This window comes from Streptomyces sp. HUAS ZL42 (genome assembly GCF_040782645.1).
Taxonomy (GTDB): Bacteria; Actinomycetota; Actinomycetes; order Streptomycetales; family Streptomycetaceae; genus Streptomyces.
The window spans coordinates 7,743,430-7,767,275 of sequence record NZ_CP160403.1 but is presented as its reverse complement, the minus strand read 5'-3'; the positions used below and the strand labels follow the sequence as shown (position 1 = coordinate 7,767,275).

Here is a 23,846-nt window from a genome sequence, read left to right as displayed (position 1 = left end):
TCAACGGGTGTGCACGGAGGTTCTGCCGTGCATGCGGTTGTCCCTCAGAACACCACGAGCGCCCGTCCGCCCTTCCCCGCCACCATGTTCTCGAACGCCGCCGGAATGCCGTCCAGCCCGATCCGCTCCGTCACCAGCGCGCCGAGGTCCAGGCGCCCCGCCCGCACGTGCTCCGCCAGGACCGGCAGGTCCTTCGCCGGGTCCGAGTTGCCGTACACACAGCCCGACAGGGTCCTGCCCCAGTGGAAGATCTCCAGCGCGTTGAAGGTGACCTGCTGGTCCTTGCCCCCGATGCCGACGACCGTCGTACGGCCGCCGCGGCGCGTCGAGTCCCAGGCCGTGCGGATCGTGACCGCGCGGCCGACGCACTCGACGGCGACGTCCACGCCCTGCTTGCCGGTGAGCGCGCGGATCTCGCGAGCCGTGTTCTCGGAGGCGGCGACGTAGTCCGTCGCGCCCGCTCGGCGCGCCAGCTCCTCCTTCTCCGGGGAGACGTCCACCGCCACGATCCTCGACGCGCCCGCGATCCGGGCCGACTGAAGCGTCGCCAGACCCACTCCGCCCACGCCGAACACCGCCACCGTCTCGCCCTCCCGGACCTTCGCCGAGTGGTGGACGGCGCCGTAGCCGGTGAGGACCGCGCAGCCCAGCAGCGCCGCGTCCGTCAGCGGGATGCCGTCGGGCACGGGCAGCACGCAGCCCGCCGGCACCACCGTCTCCTCGGCGAAGGCCGCGACGTTCAGGCCGGGGTGCAGGTCGGTGCCGTCCGCCGCACGGGCGTAGACGTCGGCGGCACCGGTGAGCGCGTTGGCGCACAGCCAGACCTCACCCAGTGAACAGGCATGGCAACTTCCACAGGAAGGCGCCCAGTTGAGGACGACACCATCACCCGGCACGACATGGGTGACCCCTGCACCGACGGCGACCACCGTGCCCGCGCCCTCGTGGCCGAGGACCGCGGGCACCGGCACCCGCATGGTGCCGTTGGACAGGGACAGGTCGGAGTGACATACCCCGGCGGCGGCGAGCCGGACACGGACCCGGCCGGGGCCCGGCTCCGGAAGGTCGATCCGGGTGATCTCCAACGGAGCGCCCACGGCGGGAAGAACAGCGGCACGAACCACGGGAAGGCTCCTCAGAACTGCAGGGACTTGGTCTGGAGGTACTCGGCCAGGCCGTGCGTGCCGAGTTCGCGGCCGACGCCCGACTGCTTGTAACCGCCGAAGGGGGCCAGGGGGTTGAAGCGGCCGCCGTTGATGTCGACCTGACCGGTGTCCATGCGCCGCGCGAAGGCCACCGCCTCCGCCTCGTCGCCGGCCCAGACGGCTCCGGCGAGCCCGTAGACCGTGCCGTTGGCGATGCGCAGGGCGTCCTCCTCGTCCTCGTAGCGCAGGATCGACAGGACCGGGCCGAAGATCTCCTCCTGGGCGATCGTCATCTCCGGGGCGACGTCCGCGAAGACGGTCGGGCTGACGAAGTAGCCCTGCTCGTGCGGCGATTCGGGGCCACCCGCGACCAGGCGCGCGCCCTCCGCGACGCCCTTCTCGATGTAACCCCGCACGCGGGACCGCTGCTTGGCGTTGACCACGGGGCCGATGCGCTCGCCGTACTTCGCGGCGGCCGTCGCGGCGATCCCGACGGCCTCCTCGTACTGCGAGGTGTGCACCAGCATGCGCGTCCAGGCGCTGCACGTCTGCCCGGAGTTGGACATGACGTTGGCCACGCCGACGTTGACGGCCTTCGCCAGGTCGGCGCTCGGGAGGATGACGTTGGCGGACTTGCCGCCGAGCTCCAGGGCCACCTTCTTGATAGCGGCGCCCGCCGTCGCAGCGATCTGCCTGCCGACGGCCGTGGAGCCGGTGAAGGAGACCAGGTCGACACCCGGGTGTTCGGCGAGGGCCTGGCCGGCGACCGGGCCGAGGCCGGTGACCAGGTTGAACACGCCCGCCGGGAGACCGGCCTCGTGAACCGCCTCGGCGAAGAGCTGGGCGACCAGCGGAGTGTCCTCGGCGGGCTTCAGCACGATCGTGCAGCCCGCGGCGAGGGCGGGGGCGACCTTGGCGACGATCTGGTGGAGGGGGTAGTTCCAGGGTGTGATCGCGCCGACCACGCCGATCGGCTCGTGGTGGACGACGGAGTTGCCGACCTTCTCCTCGAAGGCGTACGTCGCCGCCAGCTCGGCGTACGAGCCCGCGACCGCGATGGGCACGCCCGCGTGCACCGCCTGCGAGAACTGCAGCGGCGCTCCGAGCTCGGCGGTGACGGTCTCGGCGATCTCGTCCTTGCGGGCCACCAGGACGTCCCGGAGGGCGGTCAGGCGTGCGGCCCGTTCGGCGGGCAGGGTCGCGGCCCAGCCCGGGAGGGCGGCGCGGGCGGCCCGTACGGCGGTGTCGACGTCCAGGGCGGTGCCGGCGGGAACACGGCCGATCACCTGCTCGTCGGCCGGGTTGACGACCTCGATCAGGTCCCGGCCGGCGGCGGGGCGCCAGGCGCCGTCGATGTACATGCCGTCGTGTGCCTTCATCGTGCTTCCTCCCGAGCGGTGCGGCGTCGTCCGGCACACAAACTAGCGATGTTAGTTTTCCGGCGCCAGACGTCCCATTGCATCAGACCTCCGGCACAACGGAAGCACCCTGGTGGGGCTCACTCCCCCAGGTCGGGCAGCCGCGCCGGAGCCGGGCAGATGCGTTCTCCCTCGTGGTCGAAGACGAAGAGGTGCGGGATGTCGACGAGGAGGGGAACCTGCATGCCGTGCCGGAGGTCGAAATCTGGGGTGGTGCGCACGACGAGGTCGCCGGGGATGCGGGCCTCGGCGGACGCGGGGGCCTCCTCCCGCGGCTCGTCCAGGACCACCACCGGGCCGGCGCGGAGTGCCCCCGCCCGCTCCCGGAAGCGGTCCAGGACCCTGCCCTCGCGGCGGCGGCGCCGGACCTGGCGGGGCGCCAGGCGCGGGGCCTCCAGGTCCGGTACGACAGCGGGGCGCGAGCCGGTGTTGAAGTGGACGAGAACCTCGTGGCCCTGGAACTCCACGTGCTCCACCAGTCCGCTGATCGGTACCTCACCGGGGCGTGCGGCGGCCGGCTTCGCGATCCGCACGGCCTCCGAGCGCAGGCCCACGATGACCTCGCGGCCCTGCTGGACGCGCAGCAACTGGTGGTCCAGGGTGAGAGGTTCGGGCAGGCGCAGCGACTGTTTGCCGAGGCTGATCGTCATCGCGCCGTCGAGGGGGGCGCGGACCAGGCCGCGCAGCAGGTTGATCCGCGGGGTGCCGATGAAGGCGGCCACGAAGACGTTGCGGGGCAGCGCGTAGACCGAGCGCGGGGTGCCCAACTGCTGCAGCACCCCGCCGCGCAGAACGGCGACCCGGTCGCCGAGCGACATGGCCTCGGCCTGGTCGTGGGTGACGTACACCGTCGTGACGCCCAGCTCCCGGGTGAGCTTGGATATCTCGGCCCGCAGATGGTTGCGCAGCTTGGCGTCGAGGTTGGACAGCGGCTCGTCCATCAGGAAGGCGGAGGGGTGGCGGGCGATGGCCCGGCCCATGGCGACACGCTGGCGTTCGCCGCCAGAAAGCTGGCCGGGGAAGCGGTCGAGGAGGTCCTCGATGCCGAGCATGCGGGCGGTGGCGTCCACGCGCGGGCTCGGGTCCGCGCCGGGCGCCTCGATGCGCAGCGGGAAGCCGATGTTGTCGCGGCTGGTCATGTTCGGGTAGAGGGCGAAGTTCTGGAAGACCATCGCGATGTTCCGCGCGGACGGCGGCAGTTCGTTGGCGTACTCGCCGTCGAGCCGCAGTTCCCCGGCGGTGATCTCCTCGAGGCCGGCGATCATTCTCAGCACCGTCGACTTGCCGCAGCCGGAGGGGCCCAGCAGGACCAGGAACTCGCCCGGCGTGATGTCCAGCGACAGCCGGTCCACGACGCGGACGCCCTTCGTGTAGACCTTGCTGATGTCGTGCAGGGAGATGGCGCGTGTCATGACGTGTCCCTGGGGGCTCACTGCGTCCCGTGCGGGTCGTACGGGGCTTGTGAGTCACGGAAGCTAACGGAATGTGCGCACCCAGGGGAAGAGAGGTGACGAAATCGGACGCTCCGGTGCGGCAGCCGAGAAGCGGCCCGCCGGGTTCAGCGGCCACGCGTGGAGCGGGCGCCGCCGGGGGCGGCCTGGACGACCGTCGTCATGGACGACGGCCGGCCGACGCCGAACCGGTCCGGCAGGCGAGAACCGTCCGGTCCGATGCGCGCCGCCTCAGCGGTCGAGGCGGCCCTCCGTTCTCCTCCGGCCCGGCGAGAACCGCCGGACCCCGGAAGCCGCAGCCCGCCCCTGCGCCGGCTCCGTCGGCTCCGTCGGCTTCGCCGGTGAGCGCAGGGCGACTCCTGACGACAGCAGCAACAGCACCCCGAGCATCACGAACGGCGCGGCCACCCCCGCGATTCCGGCGACCAGGCCAGCGGCGGCGGGCGCGGCGACCTGGCCCAGGCGGTTGCCGGTCAGGCGCAGGGCGAGGGCCGTCGAGCGGGCGCCGCCGGGGGCGGCCTGGACGACCGTCGTCATGGACAGCGGCTGGCCGACGCCGAGGCAGAAGCCGAGGACAGCCAGGATCACGCCGAGCACCCACACCGGCACCGGCAGCGCGATCCCGGCGCACAGGAGGGCCGCCAGCAGACAGGTCGCAGTGAGCAGCAGGGTCCGGCCGAGCAGCCGCAACAGGGGCGTGAGCACCAGGCGGCAGGCGATGCTGGCCGCCGCGCGCAGGCTGAGCAGCACGCCGATCACGGACGGCGCGATGCCCCGTTGCTCGCCGACCACCGGGAGGTACGCGGTGAGGATGTCGGTCGCGGACAGCACGGAGAGGCTGATCAGGATGCCCGCGGGCACGCCCCGGGCGCGCAGGATGCGTCCGACGGGGACGCGGTCGCCCTGTGCGGTACGGGACTTGGGCGTCGTATCGCGATGCTCGATGCGCCACAGCGACGTGAACGCGACCGCGGCGCCCGCGCCCGCGACGAGCAGGGCGAGCGCGCTGGTGCCCGCCATGTCGCGGCCGCCGATCAGAACGCCCGCCGCGATCGGGCCGACCAGCTGGCCGAGCGAGGCACCGATCGTGAAGTGGCCGAAGTTGCGGTCCTGTTCGTGCGGCGCGGACTGGCGGGCGACGAGCGACTGGGCGCCGATCACGAAGCAGAGGTGGCCGAGCCCCATCACACCGCTCCACAGGGCCATCGCCCAGAGGGAGCCGGCGACTCCGCTGAGCGCGCAGCCACCGGAGATCAGCACCACCCCGACGGGCAGCAGCGGCGCGCAGCGGCCGTGGTCGGTGCGCCGGCCCAGCGGTACGGCGGCGAAGAGCGGCAGGAGGGCGTACACGCCCGCGATCACACCGACCGCCCGCTCGTCCGCGCCCAGCGCGAGGGCCCGGTAGGACACGGCGGGCCGGGCCATCGACACCGCCCCCTGCGCGAAGCCGAAGGCGATGACGAGGCGTATCAGCCAGCCGCGGTTCCTACCGGGCCCCATGAGGAAGACCTCCGTCGAGCGTTCAGATGATGCCGATCAGGATTCCCGCGCCGAGTACGACGAGCGAGGTGAGCGCGGCCCACTTCACCACGAACCTGGTGTGGTCGCCGAACTCGACCTTGGCCATGCCGACCAGGACGTACACGGCCGGGACGAGCGGGCTGGACATGTGCAGCGGCTGGCCGATGAGCGAGGCGCGGGCGATCTCCAGGCTGGAGACTCCGTGGGCCTGGCCGGCCTCGGCGAGGACGGGGAGGACACCGAAGTAGAAGCCGTCGTTCGACATGAAGTACGTGAGCGGGATGCTCAGGATGCCGGTGACGAAGGCCATGTGCGGGCCCATGCCGTTGGGGATGTTGTCCACCAGCCAGTTGGCCATGTGGTCGACCATGCCGGTGCCCTTCAGTACACCGGTGAAGACGGCGGCGGCGAAGACCATGCCCGAGACGTTGAGGACGTTCTCGGCGTGTGCGGCGAGGCGGGCCTTCTGGTCCGGAATCTTCGGGAAGTTGACGGTCAGCGCGAGCGCGGCGCCCAGCAGGAACAGGACCGGGATGGGCAGCCACTCCATGATCATGGCGGTCAGCAGGGCGACCGTGAGCAGCGCGTTGAACCAGTACAGCTTGGGGCGCAGGGTGGGCCGGTTCGGGTCGAGGCCCTGCAGGCCCTCCTCGGGCTCGTCGTCGGCGTCCGCGCCGGTGCCGGAGCCCGCACCACCCGTACGTTCGGGCGCCTTGCCGTCGCCGGAGCCGCCGACGCCCACGAGCACCGTCTCGGTCTCCTTCTCCTCCACCAGCACCTCGTCGAGCGTCAGCACGCCGAGCCGCTTGCGCTCGCGGCGGCCGAGGACGAAGGAGAGCGCGAAGACGAACAGCAGGCCGACGGCGAGGGCCGGGATCATCGGCACGAAGATGTCGCTGGCGTCCAGCTTCAGCGCGGTGGCCGCACGGGCGGTCGGGCCGCCCCACGGCAGCGTGTTCATCACGCCGTTGGCCATGGCGGCGACACCGGTCATCACGACCAGGGACATCTTCAGGCGCTTGTACAGCGGGTACATCGCCGACACGGTGATCATGAAGGTGGTCGAGCCGTCGCCGTCGAGCGAGACGATCGCGGCGAGCAGCGCCGTGCCGACGACGATACGGAGCGGGTCGGCCTTGCAGAACTTCAGGATGCCTCGAACGATCGGGTCGAAGAGGCCGACGTCGATCATCACACCGAAGTAGACGATCGCGAACATGAGCATCGCCGCGGTGGGGGCGAGGCTGGTGACGCCGTCGATGACATAGTCGCCGAGCTTGGCGCCCTTGCCGACGAACACGCAGAACAGCGCGGGAATCAGCACGAGCGCCGCGATCGGCGACATCTTCTTCAGCATGATCAGGACCAGGAAGGTCGCGATCATGGCGAAGCCGAGGATGGTCAGCATGAGTGGATACCTAACGTTCGCCCTTGAACATCCCACCGGGGCAGGCGGTGCCATGACGTTAGGTCCCGTCAAGTGGCGTTAACAAGACGTTGACGTGCGAGCAATAAGCGCAAAACTCCAGGTCACAGCTTTGCTGAGGTCACAGGGGGTGCGCTTTTCAGCCCACCGCGGTCAGTTCGACGGGTACGCCGTTGAGGACCGCGTTGCCCGACAGGGGGTCGAGCAGGCTGCCGTCGAGGAGCTGGTTGACGTTGACGCCGGGGTCCGTGGCGGCGTGGCCGAGGCGGGTGCCGGGCCGGTCGTGGCCCCAGCCGTGCGGCAGGCTCACCACGCCGCGGCGCACGCCGTCGGTGACCTCGACCGGGGCGGTGACCTCTCCCCCGGCGCCCTTCACGCGCACCGCCCCTCCGTCGCGCACGCCGAGCCGTTCGGCGTCCTCGGGGTGGATGTGCAGGGTGCAGCGGTTGGTGCCGCCGGTGAGGGCCGGGACGTTGTGCATCCAGCTGTTGTTGGAGCGCAGGTGCCGGCGCCCGACGAGGACGAGACCGGCGGGCCGCTCGGCCAGGGCGCGCCTGAGCCGGGGCAGGTCGTCGGCGATGGGCCGCGGCAGCAGCTCGACCTTCCCGCTCGGGGTCTTCAGCGGCTGCGGCAGCCGCGGCCGCAGCGGACCGAGGTCGATGCCGTGCGGATGCGCGAGCAGCTTCTCCAGACTCAGCCCGTCCGGTCGTACGCCGAAGCCGTCGCCGTAGGGGCCGAGGCGCAGCATCATGTCGAGCCGCCGCTCGGGGCCGGTGTCGCCGGTGAGTTGCGCGGCCAGCTCCTTCGGATCCCGGCCGTGCACGGGTGAGTGGGGCTCTTTCACCGCCTTGCCGAGGGTCTGCCCGATGACCAGGTCGTCGACCGCGGACGGATCGGCGCCGTGCATGCCGGTCGCCGCCAGGACCAGCCGGGCGAGGATCTCGGTCTCGGCCATCCGGCCGGGTTCGAGGGGGACGGCGGGGCGGGTGTAGCGGACCTGGTTGCGGACCGCGAGGGTGTTGAAGGCGAAGTCGTGGTGCGGGCTCTGCGAGGGCGGGGGCGGCGGCAGCACGACGTGGGCGTGGCGCGAGGTCTCGTTGAGGTAGGGGTCGACGCTGACCATGAAGTCGAGCGAGTCCAGGGCCTTGTCGAGCCGGTCGCCGTCGGGCGCGGACAGCACGGGGTTGGCGGCGACCGAGACGAGCGCCCGGATCGGCTCGCCTTCCTCGGTGGCGGTGTCGATCTCCTCGGCGAGCGCGGAGAGCGGGAACTCGCCCTTGGCCTCGGGGTGTCGGCTCACCCGGGAGTGCCAGCGGGCGAGCTGGAAGCCGTGGCCGGGTCCGGCGGGGCGGGGCGTGCGGTCGGTGGCCGCCTGCGGGAAGAGGGCGCCGCCGGGGCGGTCGAGGTTGCCGGTGAGGATGTTGAGGACGTCGACGAGCCAGCTGGCGAGGGTGCCGTGGGGGACGGTGCAGCTGCCGATGCGACCGTATACGGCGGCGGTGGGGGCGGCGGCGAGTTCCCGGGCGAGGGTGCGGATGGTGGCCGCGTCCACGTCGCAGGCGGCGGCCACGGCTTCGGGAGTGAAGTCGCGTACCGCTTCCCGGAGTTCGTCGAGCCCTTGGAGGTGGGGGGCCAGCTCTCCCGTGTGGACGAGGTCCTCCTCGAAGAGGACGTACGCCGTCGCCGCGAGCAGCAGGGCGTCCGCGCCCGGCCGGATCGCGATGTGCCGGTCGGCGAGCCTGGCCGTGCGGGTGCGGCGCGGGTCGATGACGGTGAGGGTGCCGCCGCGCGCCTTGAGCGCCTTGAGCTTGCCGGGGAAGTCGGGGGCGGTGCACAGACTCCCGTTGGACTCCAGGGGGTTGGCGCCGATGAGCAGCAGGTGGTCGGTGTGGTCGAGGTCCGGGACGGGGATGGCGTTGGCGTCGCCGAAGAGCAGCCCGCTGGAGACGTGCTTGGGCATCTGGTCGACCGTGGAGGCGGTGAACAGGCTGCGGGTGCCGAGCCCGGCGAGCAGCACGGGCGGGTAGAGCGCGCCGGCCATGGTGTGCACGTTGGGGTTGCCGAGGACGACTCCGACGGCGTTCGCCCCGTACCGCTCGACGACCGTCCGGATGCCCGCGGCGACGGCGTCGAAGGCCTCCTCCCAGGTGGCCTCGCGCAGCTCGCCGTCCTTGCGGACGAGCGGGGTGCGCAGCCGGTCCTGGTCCCCGTCGACGGCGCCGAAGGAGGCGCCCTTGGGGCAGATGAACCCCTTGCTGAACACGTCGTCCCGGTCACCTCGGGCCCCGGTGACCCGGGTCCCCTCGATGGTCAGGGTCAGCCCGCAGGTGGCCTCGCACAGGGGGCAGATTCGTAGGGCGGTGCGGGACACGGGTCCTCCCGGTGGGCGGCGGCGACGCTGACGCGCGGACTGGAGCGAGCATACCGACCGGTATGGACGGTGGGGAGGCCCCTCAGGGGGTGAAGTCGCGAATTCGCCGGCCGCCAGGCCCCGGCACGACACGTGACGCCGGCTTCACGGGGCTTCCTCGCCGGAGGTGCGGAAGGCGGTGATCCGGTCGCGGGTGACGAGGAAGGGGCGGTACCGGTTGTCCTCGGGGAGGTCGGAAGGGCGGCCGTCGAGAAGGATCAGAAGGGCGTCGAGGAAGGCGCGGGTCTCCGGGTCGTCGACGCGGTGGGTGTCGCGCGCTTCGCCGAGCAGGGTCCGCTGGTCGGCGATGGTTTCCGGGGTGAGCGTGCAGGCACCGTAGACGCCCAGGGCGAAGCCGAGGATCTCGTCGGCGGTGAGACTGCCCGGCCAGGTGAGATCGCCTCGGAAGAGCCCGACGCTCTCCACCGTGCGGGCGAGGACGTGCCCGTAGGGGATCAGGTCGACGATCTCCGTCGCGGGCCGCTCCTGCAACTGCACCTGTCCGGCCGCCAGTTCGAGGGCCAGCGGATGAAGCGACGGCTTCCGCCAAGTCCCCGAGATGGTGCTCTGCGAGGTCCGGTTCGCCGGCCGGCAGATTGCGCAGCATCCGCACCGCGTCGGCCGGCTCCAGTGGCCGCACCTCCAGCCGTGTGCTGCGCAGCTGGGCGACGACCAACTGCGAGCGCGTGGTGATCAGGTGGGCGGCACGCTGCAGCAGGCGGGCGACGTTGGTCGACTCGCCTTCCCAGACGTCGTCGAGGACGACCAGGGACCGGCCCCGGGCAGTGCTCGGCGCGGAAGAAACAGACGCGTTGACCCGCCCGGCCCGCCGGCTCGACCCGGGGCACCACGCGTCAGTCCAGCGTCCGCGCCAGATAGGCCCGCAGAAGCTCCCGCGTCTCCTCGATGATCTTCTCGTCCCCCGCCGGGTCCACCCGGAAGGCGAGGTGGACGAGGGTGTCCGCGGTCTCCACGGCGATGAGGAAGGTGCGGCGCAGGTCCGCGTCGGGCTCGCGGCCCAGGTAGCCGGAGAGGAGGTCGCCGAGGCGGTCGGCGACGCGGTGGTTGGGTTCGGCGTCGCGGGCGCCGACCGGGATCTGGTTGCCGAAGTCGACGAGCGAGAAGCCGGGCGCGGTGCGCTTCATGGCCAGGTACTCGTCGAGCACGGCGTCCGTGGCCGCACGCCAGTCGCCCGCCCGGGCGTCCTTCAGGCGCTCGGTGACGCGTTCGGTGTAGCGCTCGAGGTTGCGCTGGGCGAGCGCGTCGGCCATCTCTCGCTTGTTGCCGAAGAAGCGGTACACCGAACCGATGGGGACGCCGGCGCGCAGGGCGACGGCGCGGGTGCTCAGAGCGTCGTAGCCGACCTCGTCGAGGAGGTCGGCGCAGGCGTCGAGGATCCTGGTCAGCCGTTCTGCGCTGCGCCGCTGCACGGGCGCACGGCGAAGCGATGTCGCGTGGGGCACGGGCTTCATGATGCCGTTCCGCCGCGGTCCGGTGAACCTCGCCCCCCGGTACGGAAGGAAGCACCGTCGGCACTCACCGCGGGCGACGCGGTGGACGTCGGTTCGGGCTCCGAGGCGGTGATGTCCGCAGTGCTCTCGACCGGCTTGCCGTCGACGGCCCACACCGTGCCGTCGTCGGCGTACAGGCGGGCGGTGACATGGTGCGTGCCGTGCGGGAGGTAACCGGCCGCGAGACGGTAGTCGGGGGCACGCAGTCCGGCGACGGGGTGGTCGTCGACGAAGAGGCGGGCGACGCCGCGGCCGGGCAACGCCTCCGACTTCGCACCCGCCGGGGAGAAGCGGAAGTTCCGCACGGTCAGGCGGACGTCCCAGCTGCCGTCGGCGTCGGGTTCCACCTCGATGCCGACCGCGGGTGCGCCCTCCTCGTCCACCTCGCGGTAGTGCCGGCCTTCCCGGTCCGTGTGCTCGAGGACCTTGCCCACCGGTGAGGGCGACACCCCGTTGTTTCCCTGCTGGTGCGCATCGCTCGAGCCGCAGCCCGCGGATCCGGTCAGCATCAGGACACAGACCGCGAGCACGGCACGAAGTCTCCGTGTCCACGACATGCCGGGGAGCGTAGAACACCGGTCCGACACGCGGATCCCCCTGGAGTCTGGTTCTCGTGCGCACGGCTAGTCCCTGGTGAGGAGGTCCCGCGGACCACTTGCGCCCACGAAAACGCAATCCTACGGTGATACATAGGAATCAGGTTGCAAGGGAGCGATCATGAGCAGCGGGGACGACGCACGGAAGACCGCCGAGGGGCTGTCCTACCTCTCCGGTTTCGGCAACGAGCACAGCTGTGAGGCCGTGCCCGGCGCCCTGCCCGAGGGCCGGAACTCGCCGCAGCGCGCCCCCCTCGGCCTGTACGCGGAGCAGCTCAGCGGTACGGCGTTCACCGAGCCGAGGGCCCACAACCGCCGCTCGTGGCTGTACCGCATCCGCCCCTCGGCCGCGCACCCGGCCTTCACCCGCACGGCGGGCGGCGCGATCCGTACGGCCCCCTTCACGGGGTCGGCGCCGGATCCGAACCGGCTGCGCTGGAATCCGCTGCCGGAGCCCGACGAGGGCACGGACTTCGTCGCGGGCCTGTGGACCCTCGGCGGCAACGGCGACGTGACCCAGCGCACCGGGATGGCCGTGCACCTGTACCACGCCAACTCCTCGATGGACCGGGTCTTCAGCGACGCGGACGGCGAGCTGCTGATCGTGCCGGAGCGCGGAGGTCTGCTGCTGCGCACGGAGTTCGGGCTGCTGCATGCGGAGCCCGGGCATGTGGCGCTCGTCCCGCGCGGGGTGCGCTTCCGCGTGGAGCTCCTCGACGGCGACGCTCGCGGCTACGTCTGCGAGAACTACGGTGCCCCCTTCCGCCTCCCCGATCTCGGCCCGATCGGCGCCAACGGCCTCGCGAACGCACGGGACTTCATGGCCCCGGTGGCCGCCTACGAGGACGTCGAGGGCCCGGTGGAGGTCCTGAACAAGTTCTGCGGCAACCTCTGGTCGGCGACATACGACCACTCTCCCCTCGACGTCGTGGCCTGGCACGGCAACTACGTCCCGTACGTGTACGACCTGCGCCGCTTCAACGTCATGGGGACGATCTCGTACGACCACCCGGACCCGTCGATCTTCACGGTGCTGACGTCGCCGTCCGACACGCCCGGCCTGGCCGGCGTCGACTTCGTGGTCTTCGCGCCGCGCTGGCTGGTGGGCGAGGACACCTTCCGGCCGCCGTACTTCCACCGGAACGTGATGAGCGAGTACATGGGCCTGATCGAGGGCGCGTACGACGCCAAGGCCGAGGGCTTCGTGCCGGGCGGCGGCTCGCTGCACAACATGATGTCGGCGCACGGTCCGGACCGGGAGACGTTCGACCGGGCGAGCGCCGCCGAGCTGAAGCCCCAGAAGATCGACGACGGCCTCGCCTTCATGTTCGAGACACGCTGGCCGATCCTCCTCACCCCGGAAGCGGCCCGCGCGGAGCACCTGCAGCAGCGCTACGACGACGTGTGGCAGGGCCTCGAGCGGCATTTCCGCTCGCCGTGACGGCCGTTCGCCCGGTTGCACCGAAGAATCCCTACCGGTACGGATGACCCCGTGACCTCCTTCGCCCCGGACTCGATCGTCCTGAACCGCAAGCTGCCGCTCTGGTACCAGGTGTCGCAGTCGCTGCGCGCCTCGATACTCGGCCGCTCGCCCCTGGACCCGCTGCGCCTGCCCACCGAGGAACAGCTTGCGGGGCACTACGGGGTGAGCGTGCTGACCATGCGGCAGGCACTGAAGGAGCTCGAGGACGAGGGGCTGATCACCCGCCACCGCAGGCGCGGCACGTTCATCGAGCCCGGCGTCCAACGGGGCGCCCCGGTACGGCTGCTCGGCTCGGTGGACGCGATCGTCGCCCAGCAGTCCGGCATGACGACGCGGCTGCTGGACCACGGCAGGGCCCCCGTACCGTCCGAACTCGCCGAGTACTTCCCGGACGTCGCCGAGGTGGCGACGTACCACCGTCTGCGCAGCGACGAGAAGACCGGCGAACCGACCAACCACGCCCGCAACTTCGTCCGCCCCGCACTGGCCGCCCGCATCGACCTCGGCGACCTGGCCCGCTGGCCGATGACCAAGGTGCTGCGGGACGTCGTGGGGGCGGACATCAGCCGCATCACGGACACCGTCGAGGCACGGCTCGCGGACCCGGAGACGGCCCAGCTGCTCCAGGTGCCGCTGCTGAGCCCGATCCTGCACTACACGGGCGTGACGTACGACACGGAAGGGCGGGTGCTGGACGTGGCGGTCATCCACTACCGGGGCGACCGCTTCTCCTTCACGGTGACGCTGGACGCCACCTGACCCCACTGTCGTCAGCAGGTCGTACGATGCCCAGCGTGACGCACGACGACGCTCCGCCGCTGGCGGACCTCATGCCGTGGTCCGTCGCACCGCCGCGGCTCGGCCGGGGTTGGCCGACGGCCCCCGACGCGGCGACCCTCAAGGCCCGCTGGGACGCCCTGGTGAAGGCGGACGGACCCGACCGCGAGGCCCTGTTCGAGCCGACGCGCTCCCGCACCCTGCACACGGCGGTCGGTCAGCTCCCGGGCCAGTCCAGTGGCACACAGAAGCTGGTGCGCGCCTCCGGCCCCTGCCCGGAGCCCGTGCGCGTCCTGCACGCCCCCTTCGACGAGCAGTGGCTGATCCCCGACCACCGCCTGATCGACGCGGCACGCCCCGAGTTGTGGCGGGTGACCGACGAGCACCAGGTCTTCATCGTGGAGACACCCGGCTCCCCCCTGCTGGCGACCTCGCTGCTCCCGCTGCTGCGCCCCGGCCGTGTCCACCCCCTCTACCGCCGCCCCGGCGGGGAGGAACCCAACCTGGCCCCGGGCCTGCTCAAGCACCTGGCCGGCCGTCTCGGCCACGCACCCGACCCGGTGGACGTGCTGTCCTGGATCCTGTTCTCGGCCCGCCCCGACCTCACCGTCCCGCTCACCGGGGACCCGGAGCTCTGGGCCCGCGGGGTCGAGTCCGGACGCCGCACCCTGTGGCTGATGCGCCGCGACGGCGAACGCCCGAAGCTCCCCGGCGGCCGCCGGCCGTACGTCCGCGCACCGCTCCCCGCCCGCCCGCTGACTCTCCACTACGAACGCGACGAGGAGACCCTGCACCTGGACGAGGGCCGCATCTCCCCGGTACCGCCGGAGGCGTGGGACTTCGAGTCGGGCGGGGTCAGGGTCCTGGAGCAGTGGTTCGCGGCGCGGACGGCGGACCCGGAGCCGGGCACCCTGAAGGCGATCCGCCCGGCGACCTGGCCGCAGACGTGGACGTCGGAGCTGCTGGAGCTGATCACGGTACTGGCACTGCTGGCGGAACCGGAGCCGCGGCGGGAGGAGTTGACGGTGACGGCCCCGATCACGGCGACGGAGCTGCGCAAGGCGGGAGTGCTCCCGGTACCGGAGTCGGCCCGCAGGCCTGCCTCGGTCCTGGACCACCACGAGGAGGGGCCGGAGGGACAGTTCGCATTGATCTAGGGCTGGTCACGGCCGCGGCGCGAACGCGTCAAGCACCCTCCCCAACGACCGCTTGAAATAGGCCTCCATGTCAATTGGCCCCGAATCCTCCGCGAACGCCACCGCCATCCTCGGATACGCCCCCGTGGCGATCCGGCTCCCCAGGTACGCGATACGCACCGCACTCTCCTGCTCCGGCGTCCACGGCAGTGACCGCGTCCGCTCGGCGGTGACCAGGAGGAGTACCGCTCCTTCCTCGTCCCCGGCCTGCTGGTCGCGACCGCCGCCAACGGGATCACGACCGGCATGTTCCAGGCGGCCCAGGACACGCACCGGGGCGTCATGGACCGGCTCCGCACGCTGCGGATGAGCCGGGCCGCCGTGCCGCTCGGACAGGCGGTGGCCGACCTCGTCGTCACGGCCGCCGGGACGGTGCCGTTCCTGCTGGTGGGGCTCGCGATGGGCTGGCGGATCGAGGAGTCCGCGCTCGCGGGCGCGGGCGCCGCCGCGTACATCCCGACCGGCAACCTGCCGGACTGGCTGCGCACGCTCGCCGAGTGGAACCCGATCAGTGCGGTGACGACGGCCCTTCGGGATCTGTTCGGGAACGCGCCCGTGCCGGGGGGCGCCGCCTGGCCGGTGGCGCACCCCGTCGCCGGGTCGCCGGCCTGGCGTGTCGTACTGCTCGCCGTTTTCGCGCCCCTGGCAGTACACCGGTCCGCGCGCGGGGAGCGGTGACATGAACCACTACTGACAAAACCGACATCCGCGGGACATGATCCACCCCATGGACCGTCTCCCCCTGCCCCTGGAGGGCATCACCGTCGTCGCCGTCGAGCAGGCCGTCGCGGCCCCCTTCGCCACCCGGCAGCTCGCCGATCTGGGCGCCCGGGTCGTCAAGGTGGAGCGCATCGACGGCGGCGACTTCGCGCGCGGCTACGACACCGTCGCCCAGGGTCTGGCCTCGCACTTCGTGTGGTGCAACCGGGGCAAGGAGTCCATCGCCCTCGACCTGAAGGACTCGCGCGGCCTGGACGTCGTACGGCGGCTGATCGCGGACGCGGACGTGTTCGTGCAGAACCTCGCACAGGGCGCGGCGGCCCGGCTCGGCCTGGACGCTGCCACGCTGTGCGCGGCGCACCCGCGGCTGGTCGCCGTGGACATCTCGGGGTACGGGGCGACCGGCCCGTACGCGGACAAGCGCGCGTACGACATGCTCGTGCAGTGCGAGGCCGGGCTCGTGTCGGTCACCGGGACGCCCGGGCAGCCGGTCAAGGCGGGCATTCCGGCGGCGGACATCGCGGCCGCCATGTACGCCTTCTCCGGGGTGCTCGCGGCGCTCGTACGCCGGGGCACGACCGGGCGGGGCGGGCCCGTGGAGGTGTCGATGCTGGACGCGCTCGCCGAGTGGATGGGGCACCCGCTGCACCACGCGATGCACGGCGGGACTCCCCCGGCCCGCACGGGTCTCGCACACGCCGTGATCGCGCCGTACGACGCCTACGCCACGGCGGACGGCGGGCGGGTGCTGCTGTCGGTGCAGAACGACCGGGAGTGGCGGCGGCTGGCCGAACAGGTCATCGGGCGGCCGGAGTTGGGGGCGGACCCGGCGTATGCGACAAATGCGGCACGAGTCGCGAACCGGGAGCGCACGGACGCACACGTGGCGAAGGCACTGGGCGCGCTGGACACCGAGGAAGCGCTGGCCCGGCTGGAGGGCGCGGGACTCGCGTGCGCGCGCCTGAGGGATCTGTACGAGGTGGCGGAGCATCCGCAACTGGCGGCCCGCGAGCGGTGGCGGGAGGTGGGGACGCCGGTCGGGCCGCTGCGGGCGCTCCTGCCTCCGATCACCCTGCCGGGAGGTGTGGAGGCGCGGATGGGGGACGTGCCCGCGCTCGGGGAGCACACCGAGACACTGCTGCGCGCCGTGGGGATGACGGACGACGAGATCGCAGCGCTGCGCCGGGACGGTGTGGCCGCCTGAGCGCGGGCCTCAGTTGCCGCCGAACAGCGAACGGCGCAGCCGGCGCAGTGGTGCGAAGAGCGAGACGCGGCGCATTCGGGCACCCCGGTCGCTGCGCTGCTGCGTGGTGTCGCGTGCGGTGAGCTCACGCATCAGCGTCGTCGCCTCGGCCGCTTCCCGCTGCGGTACGGCGGGGCCCGCCAGCACCGAGAGGTGGCGGTCGAGGCGCGAACTGGTCGCGCTGCTCCCGCAGGTGATCGCAGGGACCCTCGCCCTGCTGCGCATCGTTATCTGTTCCATGTCACTCCCCACCCGTACGAGTCCACCCGGCCCGGGCAGGGTAACCCTATCGCTCCGTCGGGGCACTCGTGTATCGCGGTCACAGGATTCACCTTCCCTGTAAGGAGGTTGACGATTACTCTCCGAATCCAACCGATTTCAGGGCGAGTTGAACAACTGGCTGGGTAGTGGGCTGCGGTGAGCCGCCGTCGGGTTCGACGGTCACGGCGAGTGACGTCGCGGTCTTGTCGAGACCGGTCGCGACCAAGGGCGTGTCGCCGTCGAAGAGCCCCAGGGAGCGTGGTTGCACATCGGGGAGCATGAGCCAGAGCTGATGCACCCGTCCGCTGGGCAGGTCGCCGTATCCGCTCAACGTGACGACCGCCTCCCCCTCCGATGCGGAGGCGATCACTCCGATAGTGCGGCCCCGGGTGTCCTTCCCGAAGCTCGCCCGGGCGTCCGGAGCTGCGAGAACGTGGGCGATCTCACGTGACTGCGCACGCTCCGCGTCCAGTTGGTCCTGGGCGCGGTTGGCCTGGACGGCGAAGAGCGAGGCGACGACGAGGGCCGCGGCGGCCGTGGCGGTGGCGAACGGCACGAACAGGGGGCGGCGCGCGTGGGGCGCACGGGTGCGCGCCGGCGGCGGCTGCGTGCCCCACACGTGCGGCGGCAACTGGGGCGTGTGCTCGCGCACCGGTGCGGACTCCTGCGGAGTGGCCCGTACGGCGGCCAGCACCCGGTCGCGCATCGCGGCCGGCGCCGGGGCGGCCGTCGACCAGGCCAGCCGGACGGCGTCCTCCGACAGGGCGCGCACCTCGGCGGCGCAACTGTCGCAGGCCTTGAGGTGTTTCTCGAAGCGGATCCGCTCGGCGGGTTCCAGGGCGTCGAGGGCGTAGGGGGCGGCGAGGGAGTGGAGGTCCTCGCGGCGGAAGCGGTCGAGGATGCTCATGCGACACCTCCCAGGCACTTGCGCAGCTGGGTGAGTCCGTCGCGCATGCGGGTCTTGACCGTGCCGAGCGGCAGGGAGAGCCGCTCGGCCACTTCACGGTACGTGTAGCCGTCGTAGTAGGCGAGTGTGACGGACTGGCGTTGCAGGGCCGTCAGGCGGTCCAGGCAGCGACGCACCCACTCGCGTTCCAGACCCGCCTCCACCTCCTCGGACACCTGGTCGAAGGCGGGGTGGTGGGCGCGCCGGGCCTCGCGCTGTTCGCGCTCGCCGGCCGCACGGGCGCTGCGCACCCGGTCGACGGCGCGGCGGTGGGCGAGGGTGAGGATCCAGGACAGGGCGCTGCCGCGCGCCGGGTCGAACCGTGCGGCGGACCGCCAGAGTTCGAGCAGTACCTCCTGCGACACCTCCTCGGACTGCGCAGGATCCCGTACGACCCGTTTGACCAGTCCGAAGACCGGCCCGGAGACCAGTCCGTACAGTTGCTCGAATGCCTTCTGATCGCCCCCTGCCACGAGCATCAGAAGCTCGTCCGCCTCCACGCGGTTCCCCTCTCTACGGCCGCAGCCGCCGGCCCGTCCCGTCACACCAGGCATTCGCAACGAACGCACCTCCGGATGGGGTTACGGATCAGCGTGCCCAAAATGCGGGTCCTCAACGATGAAACAAGTTTTCAGACGCTCCGTAAGAACGTTTGGGATTCGACCAATCCACCCTGCCGACCGCTCCGAATGGCGTTCGTCAGGCAAGTTGGGACTGAGGACGGACGGCATGACACCTATCTCCAGGAGTGGCGCGGGACGCAGGAGTGTCGCGACCCTGATCTGTGGTGCGCTGGCCGCCGGGGGGCTCGCAGCCGCCGGCGTGGCCACGCTGGAACCGGGGGCGGCATCCGCCTCCAGCCACCGGGAGGCGCCGCTGATCTCGGGCACTCCCCAGTACGACAACACCGACGTGTACGCCTTCGTGAGCCCGGACAAGCCGGACACGACGACGATCATCGCGAACTGGATCCCGTTCGAGGAGCCGGCCGGCGGACCGAACTTCTTCCCGTTCGCCGAGGACGCCCAGTACGACATCCACATCGACAGCAACGGTGACGCCCAGGGCGACCTGTTGTTCCGGTACACGTTCAAGACGCATGTGAAGAACAAGAAGACGTTCCTGTACAACACGGGTGCCGTCGAGAGTCTGGACGACCCCGACCTCAACGTGACGCAGACGTACGACCTCGAGCTGATCAAGCTGCGCAAGCAGAAGGTCATGTCCAAGACGAAGATCGCGAACGACGTGGCGGTGGCACCGTCGAACGTCGGCAAGGCGTCCATGCCGGACTACAAGAAGCTGCGCGACCAGGCGATCTACAAGCTGCACAACGGTACGACGACGTTCGCCGGCCAGGCCGACGACCCGTTCTTCCTGGACCTGCGGGTCTTCGACCTGCTCTACGGCGGGAACCTCTCCGAGGTCGGCAACGACACGCTCAAGGGCTACAACGTCAACTCGATCGCCCTCCAGGTCCCGACGCACATGATCACGGAGTCGTCGAAGCAGCCGATCGTCGGCATCTGGTCGACCACGCAGCGCCAGAACGCCAAGGGCTACTACGAGCAGGTCTCGCGCCTCGGCAACCCGCTGGTCAACGAGGTCGTCAACCCGCTGAAGGACAAGGACAAGTTCAACGCGTCCGCGCCGTGGGACGACGCCCAGTTCCTGAAGAACGTGACCAACCCGGAGCTGCCGAAGCTCATCGAGGCGATCTACAAGATCAAGGCGCCCGCCGAGCCGCGCAACGACCTGGTCGACGTCTTCCTGAAGGGCGTGAAGGGCCTCAACCAGCCCCCGTACGTGCGCCCGTCGGAGGAGCTGCGCCTCAACACCTCGATCAAGCCGACGGCCAGCCCCAAGCGGCTCGGTGTCCTCGACGGCGACAACGCGGGCTTCCCGAACGGGCGCCGGCTGACGGACGACGTGATCGACGCCTCGCTGCAGGTCGTCGAGGGTGAGCTGGTCGGTTCCAAGAACGACCTGGGCGACGCGGTCGACAAGAACGACAAGGACTTCGAGAAGTACTTCCCGTACGTCGCACTGCCCACCGAGGGCTCGCGCGGTCCGCTCGCCAAGGGCACCAGCGGTGACGCCGACGTCCGCAGCCAGCTCGGCGACGCGCTGCAGCCGGCCGGGAGCAGCAACACCACGCTGATCGCCGCCTCCGCGGGCGCCGGCGCGGGCGGAATCCTGCTGATCGGCGCCGGCCTGGCCTGGTGGCGCCGGATGCGGAGCCGGGCGTACTGACCCGGGTGGGCCGGGCGGCCCCGGCCCCTCCCCCCACAACTGGCGCGGCCCGCACGTACTCATCCCCCACGGTGCGGGCCGCGCCGCCCCATGCACAACACCCCTGTGCTGCAAGCAGGTTGATCCACCCCAGGCGACCGAGGAGAGGGCATGTCCCCGCGTACGAACGACGAGGCACGGGAGCGTGAGCACGGCGAGCCCCCGGCTTCGTCGCCGCAGCGTGAGCACGGCGAGAAGGCGGGCGCCACGCCGGAGCCCGGCTCCTCGAACCCCGCGCAGGGCGCGACGACGGTCCCGGCCGAGGAACGGCTGACCGCCGAGGACCGGCTTCCCGCCCAGGACGAGGCCCCGACCGAAGCGCAGGCCACCGACGAACAACGCGTGGCCGCGGTCCGGCGTGTCGCCACTGCGGGCCGGCGTTGGCGGAGTCTGCAACTCGCAGGATGTGCCGCTCTGTTGGCGATCGCCCTCACCGGCGGCGCCATCGCCTTCGGCGCCGCGCGGGACGGCGGCGGTGCCACCGTCGCGGCCGCCTCCAGTGCCGTCTCCCCGGGCCTGCTCGCCAGTGGCGACCTCGACGCCAGCATCACCTCGCTGCAGGCCCATCTCCGCGGCCAGCCACGGGACTTCGGCAGCTGGGCCACCCTCGGCCTCGCCTATGTCGAACAGGCCCGCACCAAGGGCGATCCCTCCCGCTACCCGCAGGCCGAGAAGGCGCTGAAGCGGTCGCTGGAGCTGCGGCCGGACAACGACTCCGCGCTCTCCGGACGCGCCGCTCTCGCCGCCGCCCGCCACGACTTCGCGGACGCCCTGAAGTACGCCGACCAGGCCCTGAAGCAGAACCCCTACAGCGAACGCGCCCTGTGCAGCCGTGTCGACGCCCTCGTCGAACTCGGCCGCTACGACGAGGCGTCGAAGGCCGCCGACATCGCCGACGACCGGCGCCCCGGCGTCCCGGTCTTCACGCGGTACGCGTACGTGCACGAGCTGCGCGGTGACGTGACCACCGCCCGCCGGGTCCTGGAGCAGGCCCTCAGGGCCTCCACCACCCCGGGGGACATCGCGTACGTAGCCGGCCAGCTGGGCCAACTCGCCTGGAACCAGGGCGACTACGACACGGCCCTCACCGACTACGCACGCGCCCTCGCCGCCGACGAGAACTACCTCCCCGCCCTGGAGGGCCGCGCCCGCGCCCAGGCCGCGAGCGGTGACCGAGCGGGGGCGATCAAGGGCCTGCAGAACGTGGTCGCCCGCTACCCCCTCCCCGGCCCCCTTGTCGCGCTGGGTGAGCTGTACGAGGACCGCGGTGCCGACGGCGACAAGGCGAAGGCCGCCGACCAGTACGCCCTCGTGGACGCCTGGACGGCACTCGCCCGCGCCAACGGCGTCAACGCCGACCTCGACACCGCGCTCGCCGCCGCCGACCACGGGGACCGGGCGGCGGCGCTGCGCGCGGCCCGCGCCGAATGGGCCCGCCGCCACACCGTGCACACCGCGGACGCCCTCGCCTGGGCCCTGCACGTCAACGGCAAGGACGCGGAGGCGCTCCCCTACGCCCGGCAGGCCACCGCCACCGGCTACCGCAACGCCGCGTTCCTCTACCACCGCGGCGTGATCGAACACGCCACGGGCCGTGCGAAGGACGCCCGCACCCACCTCACGGCGGCACTCAAGCTGAACCCGGGCTTCTCGCCCCTGGGCGCCCGTGAGGCCCGTACGGCGCTGAAGGACCTGGAGGCGGCCAAGTGAAAGCCCGTCGTGTGTTCGCCTCCGGCGCGGCCGTCCTGACGGCCGCCTGCGCGCTCGCGCTGTTCCCTTCCACCAGCGCGAGCGCGCATCCCCTGGGCAACTTCACCGTCAACCGCTACGACGGTCTCGTCGCCGCCCCCGGCGGGCTGCGCGTCGACCATGTCGAGGACCTCGCCGAGATCCCGGCCACCCAGGCCGAACCGGACCTCGAACGGCTCGGCACCACCGAGTGGGCCCGGCAGCGGTGCGAGACGGCCGCTGGGGGCAGCAAGCTCACCGTCGACGGCCGTCCGACCGCGCTCACGGTGGTCACCAGCAAGGCGGTCCTGCGTCCGGGGCAGGCGGGGCTGAACACCCTGCGCGTCGAGTGCCGCTTCACGGCTCCCCTCCCCCAGGGCGACACCGTGGCCCTCGGGTTCCACGGCGCGGGCGCCTCCTCCGGCCCGGGCTGGCGGGAGATCACCGCGCGCGGCGACCGTATGACGCTCACCGCGTCGGACGTACCCACGAAGTCGCCGTCCCGCGAACTCACCACTTATCCGGCGGAGTTGCTCTCCTCGCCCGCCGACACCGCGACCGCCTCGCTGCGCGTGCGCCCCGGCGGCCCGGCCCTTGCCGAGGAGGACCGCGACGCGCCCGCCGCGTCCGTCCTGCCACGCGGCGCCGACCGCTGGACGCGCGCCCTCGACGGCCTGGTCTCCCGCCACGACCTCACGTTCGGCTTCGCCGCGCTGGCCCTGGTGATCGCCGTGGGCCTGGGCGCGTTGCACGCGCTCGCCCCGGGCCACGGCAAGACCCTCATGGCCGCGACGGCAGCCGCCCGGGGCGGCCGGGCCCGCCTCAAGGACGTCCTGCCCCTGGCCGCTTCGGTGACGGTCACCCACACCCTGGGGGTGGTCGCGCTCGGCCTCCTGGTCACCGCCGGTTCGGCCGCCGCGCCCTCGGTGATCGCCTGGCTGGGCCTGGCGAGCGGCGCCCTGGTGATGGCGGCGGGCGCGAGCCTCGTACGACGGGCCTGGCACAACCGGCGACACGGGCATGGACACGGGCACGGGCACTCGCACGGGCATGGGCATGGGCACTCGCACGGGCATGGGCACGATCACGACCACCCGCACCCGCATCCCCACCCGCACGACCACGGTGGCGAGCACTCGCACGACGAGGACACCGAGGTCCCCGAACGCCACCTGGTCCTGGCCGGCGCACACGCCGAACCCACGGCAACCGCCATCGCGGCCCCCGCACCCACGCACGACGCCAAGCACGAGCACAACCACGACCACGAGCACGGTCACGACCACAGCCACAGCCACAGCCACGACCACGACCGCGATCCCCACACCTTCGCACACACCCACGGCGGCTTCACCCACACCCACGCGACCGCCCCCACCCTCCGCGGCACGATCCTCCTCGGCTTCGCGGGCGGGCTCGTCCCCAGTCCCTCCGCCGTGGTGGTGCTGGTCGGCGCGGCGGCACTGGGCAAGGCCTGGTTCGGCCTGCTCCTCGTGGTGGCGTACGGCATCGGCCTCGCCCTCACTCTCACCGCGGCCGGTGTCGCGGTCGTGAAGCTGGGCACGGGCATGAACCGGCTGCTGGACCGGCGCCCCCGCCTGACCGCCGGTCCGCCGGCGGCCTTCGTCCGCAGGACCGCTCCCCTGGGGTCCGCGCTGGTCGTCGTGGCGCTCGGGGCCGGTTTGCTGCTCAAGGGGGCGGCATCCGTACTCGGCTGAGATA

19 protein-coding genes and 3 pseudogenes are annotated in these 23,846 nt (G+C 71.9%); 8 read left to right on the top strand and 14 right to left on the bottom strand.

From position 1 onward, the window contains the following. Positions 1–44 precede the first annotated feature (44 nt). From ABZO29_RS35420 to ABZO29_RS35375, 10 genes and pseudogenes are all read right to left on the bottom strand, one after another. Positions 45–1,124 carry a Zn-dependent alcohol dehydrogenase gene (locus tag ABZO29_RS35420; RefSeq protein WP_367324274.1) on the bottom strand — a complete coding sequence of 360 codons (1,080 nt, stop codon included), beginning with the start codon at positions 1,122–1,124 and terminating at the stop codon, positions 45–47. Between the two features lie 11 nt (positions 1,125–1,135). Then, on the bottom strand, positions 1,136–2,524 hold the full coding sequence (locus ABZO29_RS35415) for an aldehyde dehydrogenase family protein (protein ID WP_367324273.1): 1,389 nt from the start codon (positions 2,522–2,524) through the stop codon (positions 1,136–1,138). Positions 2,525–2,643: 119 nt separating this feature from the next. After that, a complete protein-coding gene (locus ABZO29_RS35410) occupies positions 2,644–3,975 on the bottom strand; it encodes an ABC transporter ATP-binding protein (RefSeq protein WP_367324272.1) in 1,332 nt (443 codons plus the stop codon). 270 nt (positions 3,976–4,245) lie between these two features. After that, positions 4,246–5,514 (bottom strand): MFS transporter, encoded by a 1,269-nt coding sequence (locus ABZO29_RS35405; RefSeq protein ID WP_367324271.1) that lies wholly within the window; start codon positions 5,512–5,514, stop codon positions 4,246–4,248. Positions 5,515–5,536: 22 nt separating this feature from the next. Then, complete coding sequence (locus tag ABZO29_RS35400; RefSeq protein ID WP_367324270.1) at positions 5,537–6,943, bottom strand: CitMHS family transporter; 1,407 nt, start codon at positions 6,941–6,943, stop codon at positions 5,537–5,539. Between the two features lie 157 nt (positions 6,944–7,100). Beyond that, the gene (locus ABZO29_RS35395; RefSeq protein WP_367324269.1) at positions 7,101–9,332 is read right to left on the bottom strand and encodes a molybdopterin oxidoreductase family protein; all 2,232 of its coding nucleotides are present in this window, start codon (positions 9,330–9,332) and stop codon (positions 7,101–7,103) included. Between the two features lie 144 nt (positions 9,333–9,476). Next, positions 9,477–9,863 carry a hypothetical protein gene (locus ABZO29_RS35390; protein ID WP_367324268.1) on the bottom strand — a complete coding sequence of 129 codons (387 nt, stop codon included), beginning with the start codon at positions 9,861–9,863 and terminating at the stop codon, positions 9,477–9,479. A gap of 46 nt (positions 9,864–9,909) precedes the next feature. Continuing rightward, positions 9,910–10,140: pseudogene (locus ABZO29_RS35385) on the bottom strand (NB-ARC domain-containing protein); the annotation flags it as partial. Positions 10,141–10,225: 85 nt separating this feature from the next. Further along, positions 10,226–10,843 (bottom strand): TetR family transcriptional regulator, encoded by a 618-nt coding sequence (locus tag ABZO29_RS35380; RefSeq protein ID WP_367324267.1) that lies wholly within the window; start codon positions 10,841–10,843, stop codon positions 10,226–10,228. Continuing rightward, entirely contained in the window at positions 10,840–11,439 is a 600-nt protein-coding gene (locus ABZO29_RS35375) for a hypothetical protein (protein ID WP_367324266.1), read from the bottom strand. The genes ABZO29_RS35380 and ABZO29_RS35375 overlap by 4 nt, the downstream gene beginning before the upstream one ends. Before the next feature lie 160 nt (positions 11,440–11,599). Between ABZO29_RS35375 and hmgA the strand changes: the two genes are divergently transcribed. From hmgA to ABZO29_RS35360, 3 genes are read left to right on the top strand one after another with little or no spacing between them, the layout of a single operon-like run. Continuing rightward, positions 11,600–12,919, top strand: coding sequence for a homogentisate 1,2-dioxygenase (gene hmgA / locus ABZO29_RS35370; protein WP_367324265.1), 1,320 nt, complete (start codon positions 11,600–11,602; stop codon positions 12,917–12,919). 51 nt (positions 12,920–12,970) lie between these two features. After that, positions 12,971–13,720 (top strand): GntR family transcriptional regulator, encoded by a 750-nt coding sequence (locus ABZO29_RS35365; protein WP_367324264.1) that lies wholly within the window; start codon positions 12,971–12,973, stop codon positions 13,718–13,720. 26 nt (positions 13,721–13,746) lie between these two features. After that, a complete protein-coding gene (locus tag ABZO29_RS35360; protein ID WP_367324263.1) occupies positions 13,747–14,895 on the top strand; it encodes a type ISP restriction/modification enzyme in 1,149 nt (382 codons plus the stop codon). Between the two features lie 6 nt (positions 14,896–14,901). Here ABZO29_RS35360 and ABZO29_RS35355 read toward each other — a convergent pair. After that, a pseudogene (locus tag ABZO29_RS35355) lies at positions 14,902–15,105 on the bottom strand (TetR/AcrR family transcriptional regulator); the annotation flags it as partial. A gap of 6 nt (positions 15,106–15,111) precedes the next feature. Between ABZO29_RS35355 and ABZO29_RS35350 the strand changes: the two are divergent. Both ABZO29_RS35350 and ABZO29_RS35345 read left to right on the top strand, forming a co-directional pair. Beyond that, a pseudogene (locus tag ABZO29_RS35350) lies at positions 15,112–15,612 on the top strand (ABC transporter permease); the annotation flags it as partial. A gap of 49 nt (positions 15,613–15,661) precedes the next feature. Beyond that, entirely contained in the window at positions 15,662–16,858 is a 1,197-nt protein-coding gene (locus ABZO29_RS35345; protein ID WP_367324262.1) for a CaiB/BaiF CoA transferase family protein, read from the top strand. A 9-nt stretch (positions 16,859–16,867) separates the two neighbouring features. On the opposite strand, the gene ABZO29_RS35340 is transcribed toward ABZO29_RS35345, so the two are convergent. From ABZO29_RS35340 to ABZO29_RS35330, 3 genes are all read right to left on the bottom strand, one after another. Continuing rightward, positions 16,868–17,137, bottom strand: coding sequence for a hypothetical protein (locus tag ABZO29_RS35340; protein ID WP_367324261.1), 270 nt, complete (start codon positions 17,135–17,137; stop codon positions 16,868–16,870). Between the two features lie 115 nt (positions 17,138–17,252). Further along, positions 17,253–18,065 carry an anti-sigma factor gene (locus tag ABZO29_RS35335; RefSeq protein WP_367324260.1) on the bottom strand — a complete coding sequence of 271 codons (813 nt, stop codon included), beginning with the start codon at positions 18,063–18,065 and terminating at the stop codon, positions 17,253–17,255. After that, positions 18,062–18,604, bottom strand: coding sequence for a sigma-70 family RNA polymerase sigma factor (locus tag ABZO29_RS35330; protein ID WP_367324259.1), 543 nt, complete (start codon positions 18,602–18,604; stop codon positions 18,062–18,064). Before ABZO29_RS35330 ends, ABZO29_RS35335 begins: the two co-directional genes overlap by 4 nt. 229 nt (positions 18,605–18,833) lie before the next feature. Between ABZO29_RS35330 and ABZO29_RS35325 the strand changes: the two genes are divergently transcribed. The 3 genes from ABZO29_RS35325 (at position 18,834) to ABZO29_RS35315 (ending at position 23,842) form a co-directional block, all read left to right on the top strand. Then, entirely contained in the window at positions 18,834–20,357 is a 1,524-nt protein-coding gene (locus ABZO29_RS35325; protein ID WP_367324258.1) for a DUF4331 domain-containing protein, read from the top strand. 150 nt (positions 20,358–20,507) lie between these two features. Then, positions 20,508–22,106, top strand: coding sequence for a tetratricopeptide repeat protein (locus tag ABZO29_RS35320; RefSeq protein ID WP_367324257.1), 1,599 nt, complete (start codon positions 20,508–20,510; stop codon positions 22,104–22,106). Continuing rightward, positions 22,103–23,842 (top strand): sulfite exporter TauE/SafE family protein, encoded by a 1,740-nt coding sequence (locus tag ABZO29_RS35315; RefSeq protein WP_367324256.1) that lies wholly within the window; start codon positions 22,103–22,105, stop codon positions 23,840–23,842. The genes ABZO29_RS35320 and ABZO29_RS35315 overlap by 4 nt, the downstream gene beginning before the upstream one ends. The last annotated feature ends 4 nt before the right edge of the window (positions 23,843–23,846 follow it).

Bases quoted from the DNA above. Each gene is read 5' to 3' on its own strand.
- ABZO29_RS35400 (WP_367324270.1), bottom strand. From the start codon at position 6,943: ATGCTGACCATCCTCGGCTTCGCCATGATCGCGACCTTCCTGGTCCTG.
- ABZO29_RS35335 (WP_367324260.1), bottom strand. From the start codon at position 18,065: ATGAGCATCCTCGACCGCTTCCGCCGCGAGGACCTCCACTCCCTCGCC.
- ABZO29_RS35345 (WP_367324262.1), top strand. From the start codon at position 15,662: ATGGACCGTCTCCCCCTGCCCCTGGAGGGCATCACCGTCGTCGCCGTC.
- ABZO29_RS35415 (WP_367324273.1), bottom strand. From the start codon at position 2,524: ATGAAGGCACACGACGGCATGTACATCGACGGCGCCTGGCGCCCCGCC.
- ABZO29_RS35325 (WP_367324258.1), top strand. From the start codon at position 18,834: ATGACACCTATCTCCAGGAGTGGCGCGGGACGCAGGAGTGTCGCGACC.
- ABZO29_RS35340 (WP_367324261.1), bottom strand. From the start codon at position 17,137: ATGGAACAGATAACGATGCGCAGCAGGGCGAGGGTCCCTGCGATCACC.
- ABZO29_RS35410 (WP_367324272.1), bottom strand. From the start codon at position 3,975: ATGACACGCGCCATCTCCCTGCACGACATCAGCAAGGTCTACACGAAG.
- hmgA (WP_367324265.1), top strand. From the start codon at position 11,600: ATGAGCAGCGGGGACGACGCACGGAAGACCGCCGAGGGGCTGTCCTAC.
- ABZO29_RS35375 (WP_367324266.1), bottom strand. From the start codon at position 11,439: ATGTCGTGGACACGGAGACTTCGTGCCGTGCTCGCGGTCTGTGTCCTG.
- ABZO29_RS35405 (WP_367324271.1), bottom strand. From the start codon at position 5,514: ATGGGGCCCGGTAGGAACCGCGGCTGGCTGATACGCCTCGTCATCGCC.
- ABZO29_RS35320 (WP_367324257.1), top strand. From the start codon at position 20,508: ATGTCCCCGCGTACGAACGACGAGGCACGGGAGCGTGAGCACGGCGAG.
- ABZO29_RS35380 (WP_367324267.1), bottom strand. From the start codon at position 10,843: ATGAAGCCCGTGCCCCACGCGACATCGCTTCGCCGTGCGCCCGTGCAG.
- ABZO29_RS35360 (WP_367324263.1), top strand. From the start codon at position 13,747: ATGCCCAGCGTGACGCACGACGACGCTCCGCCGCTGGCGGACCTCATG.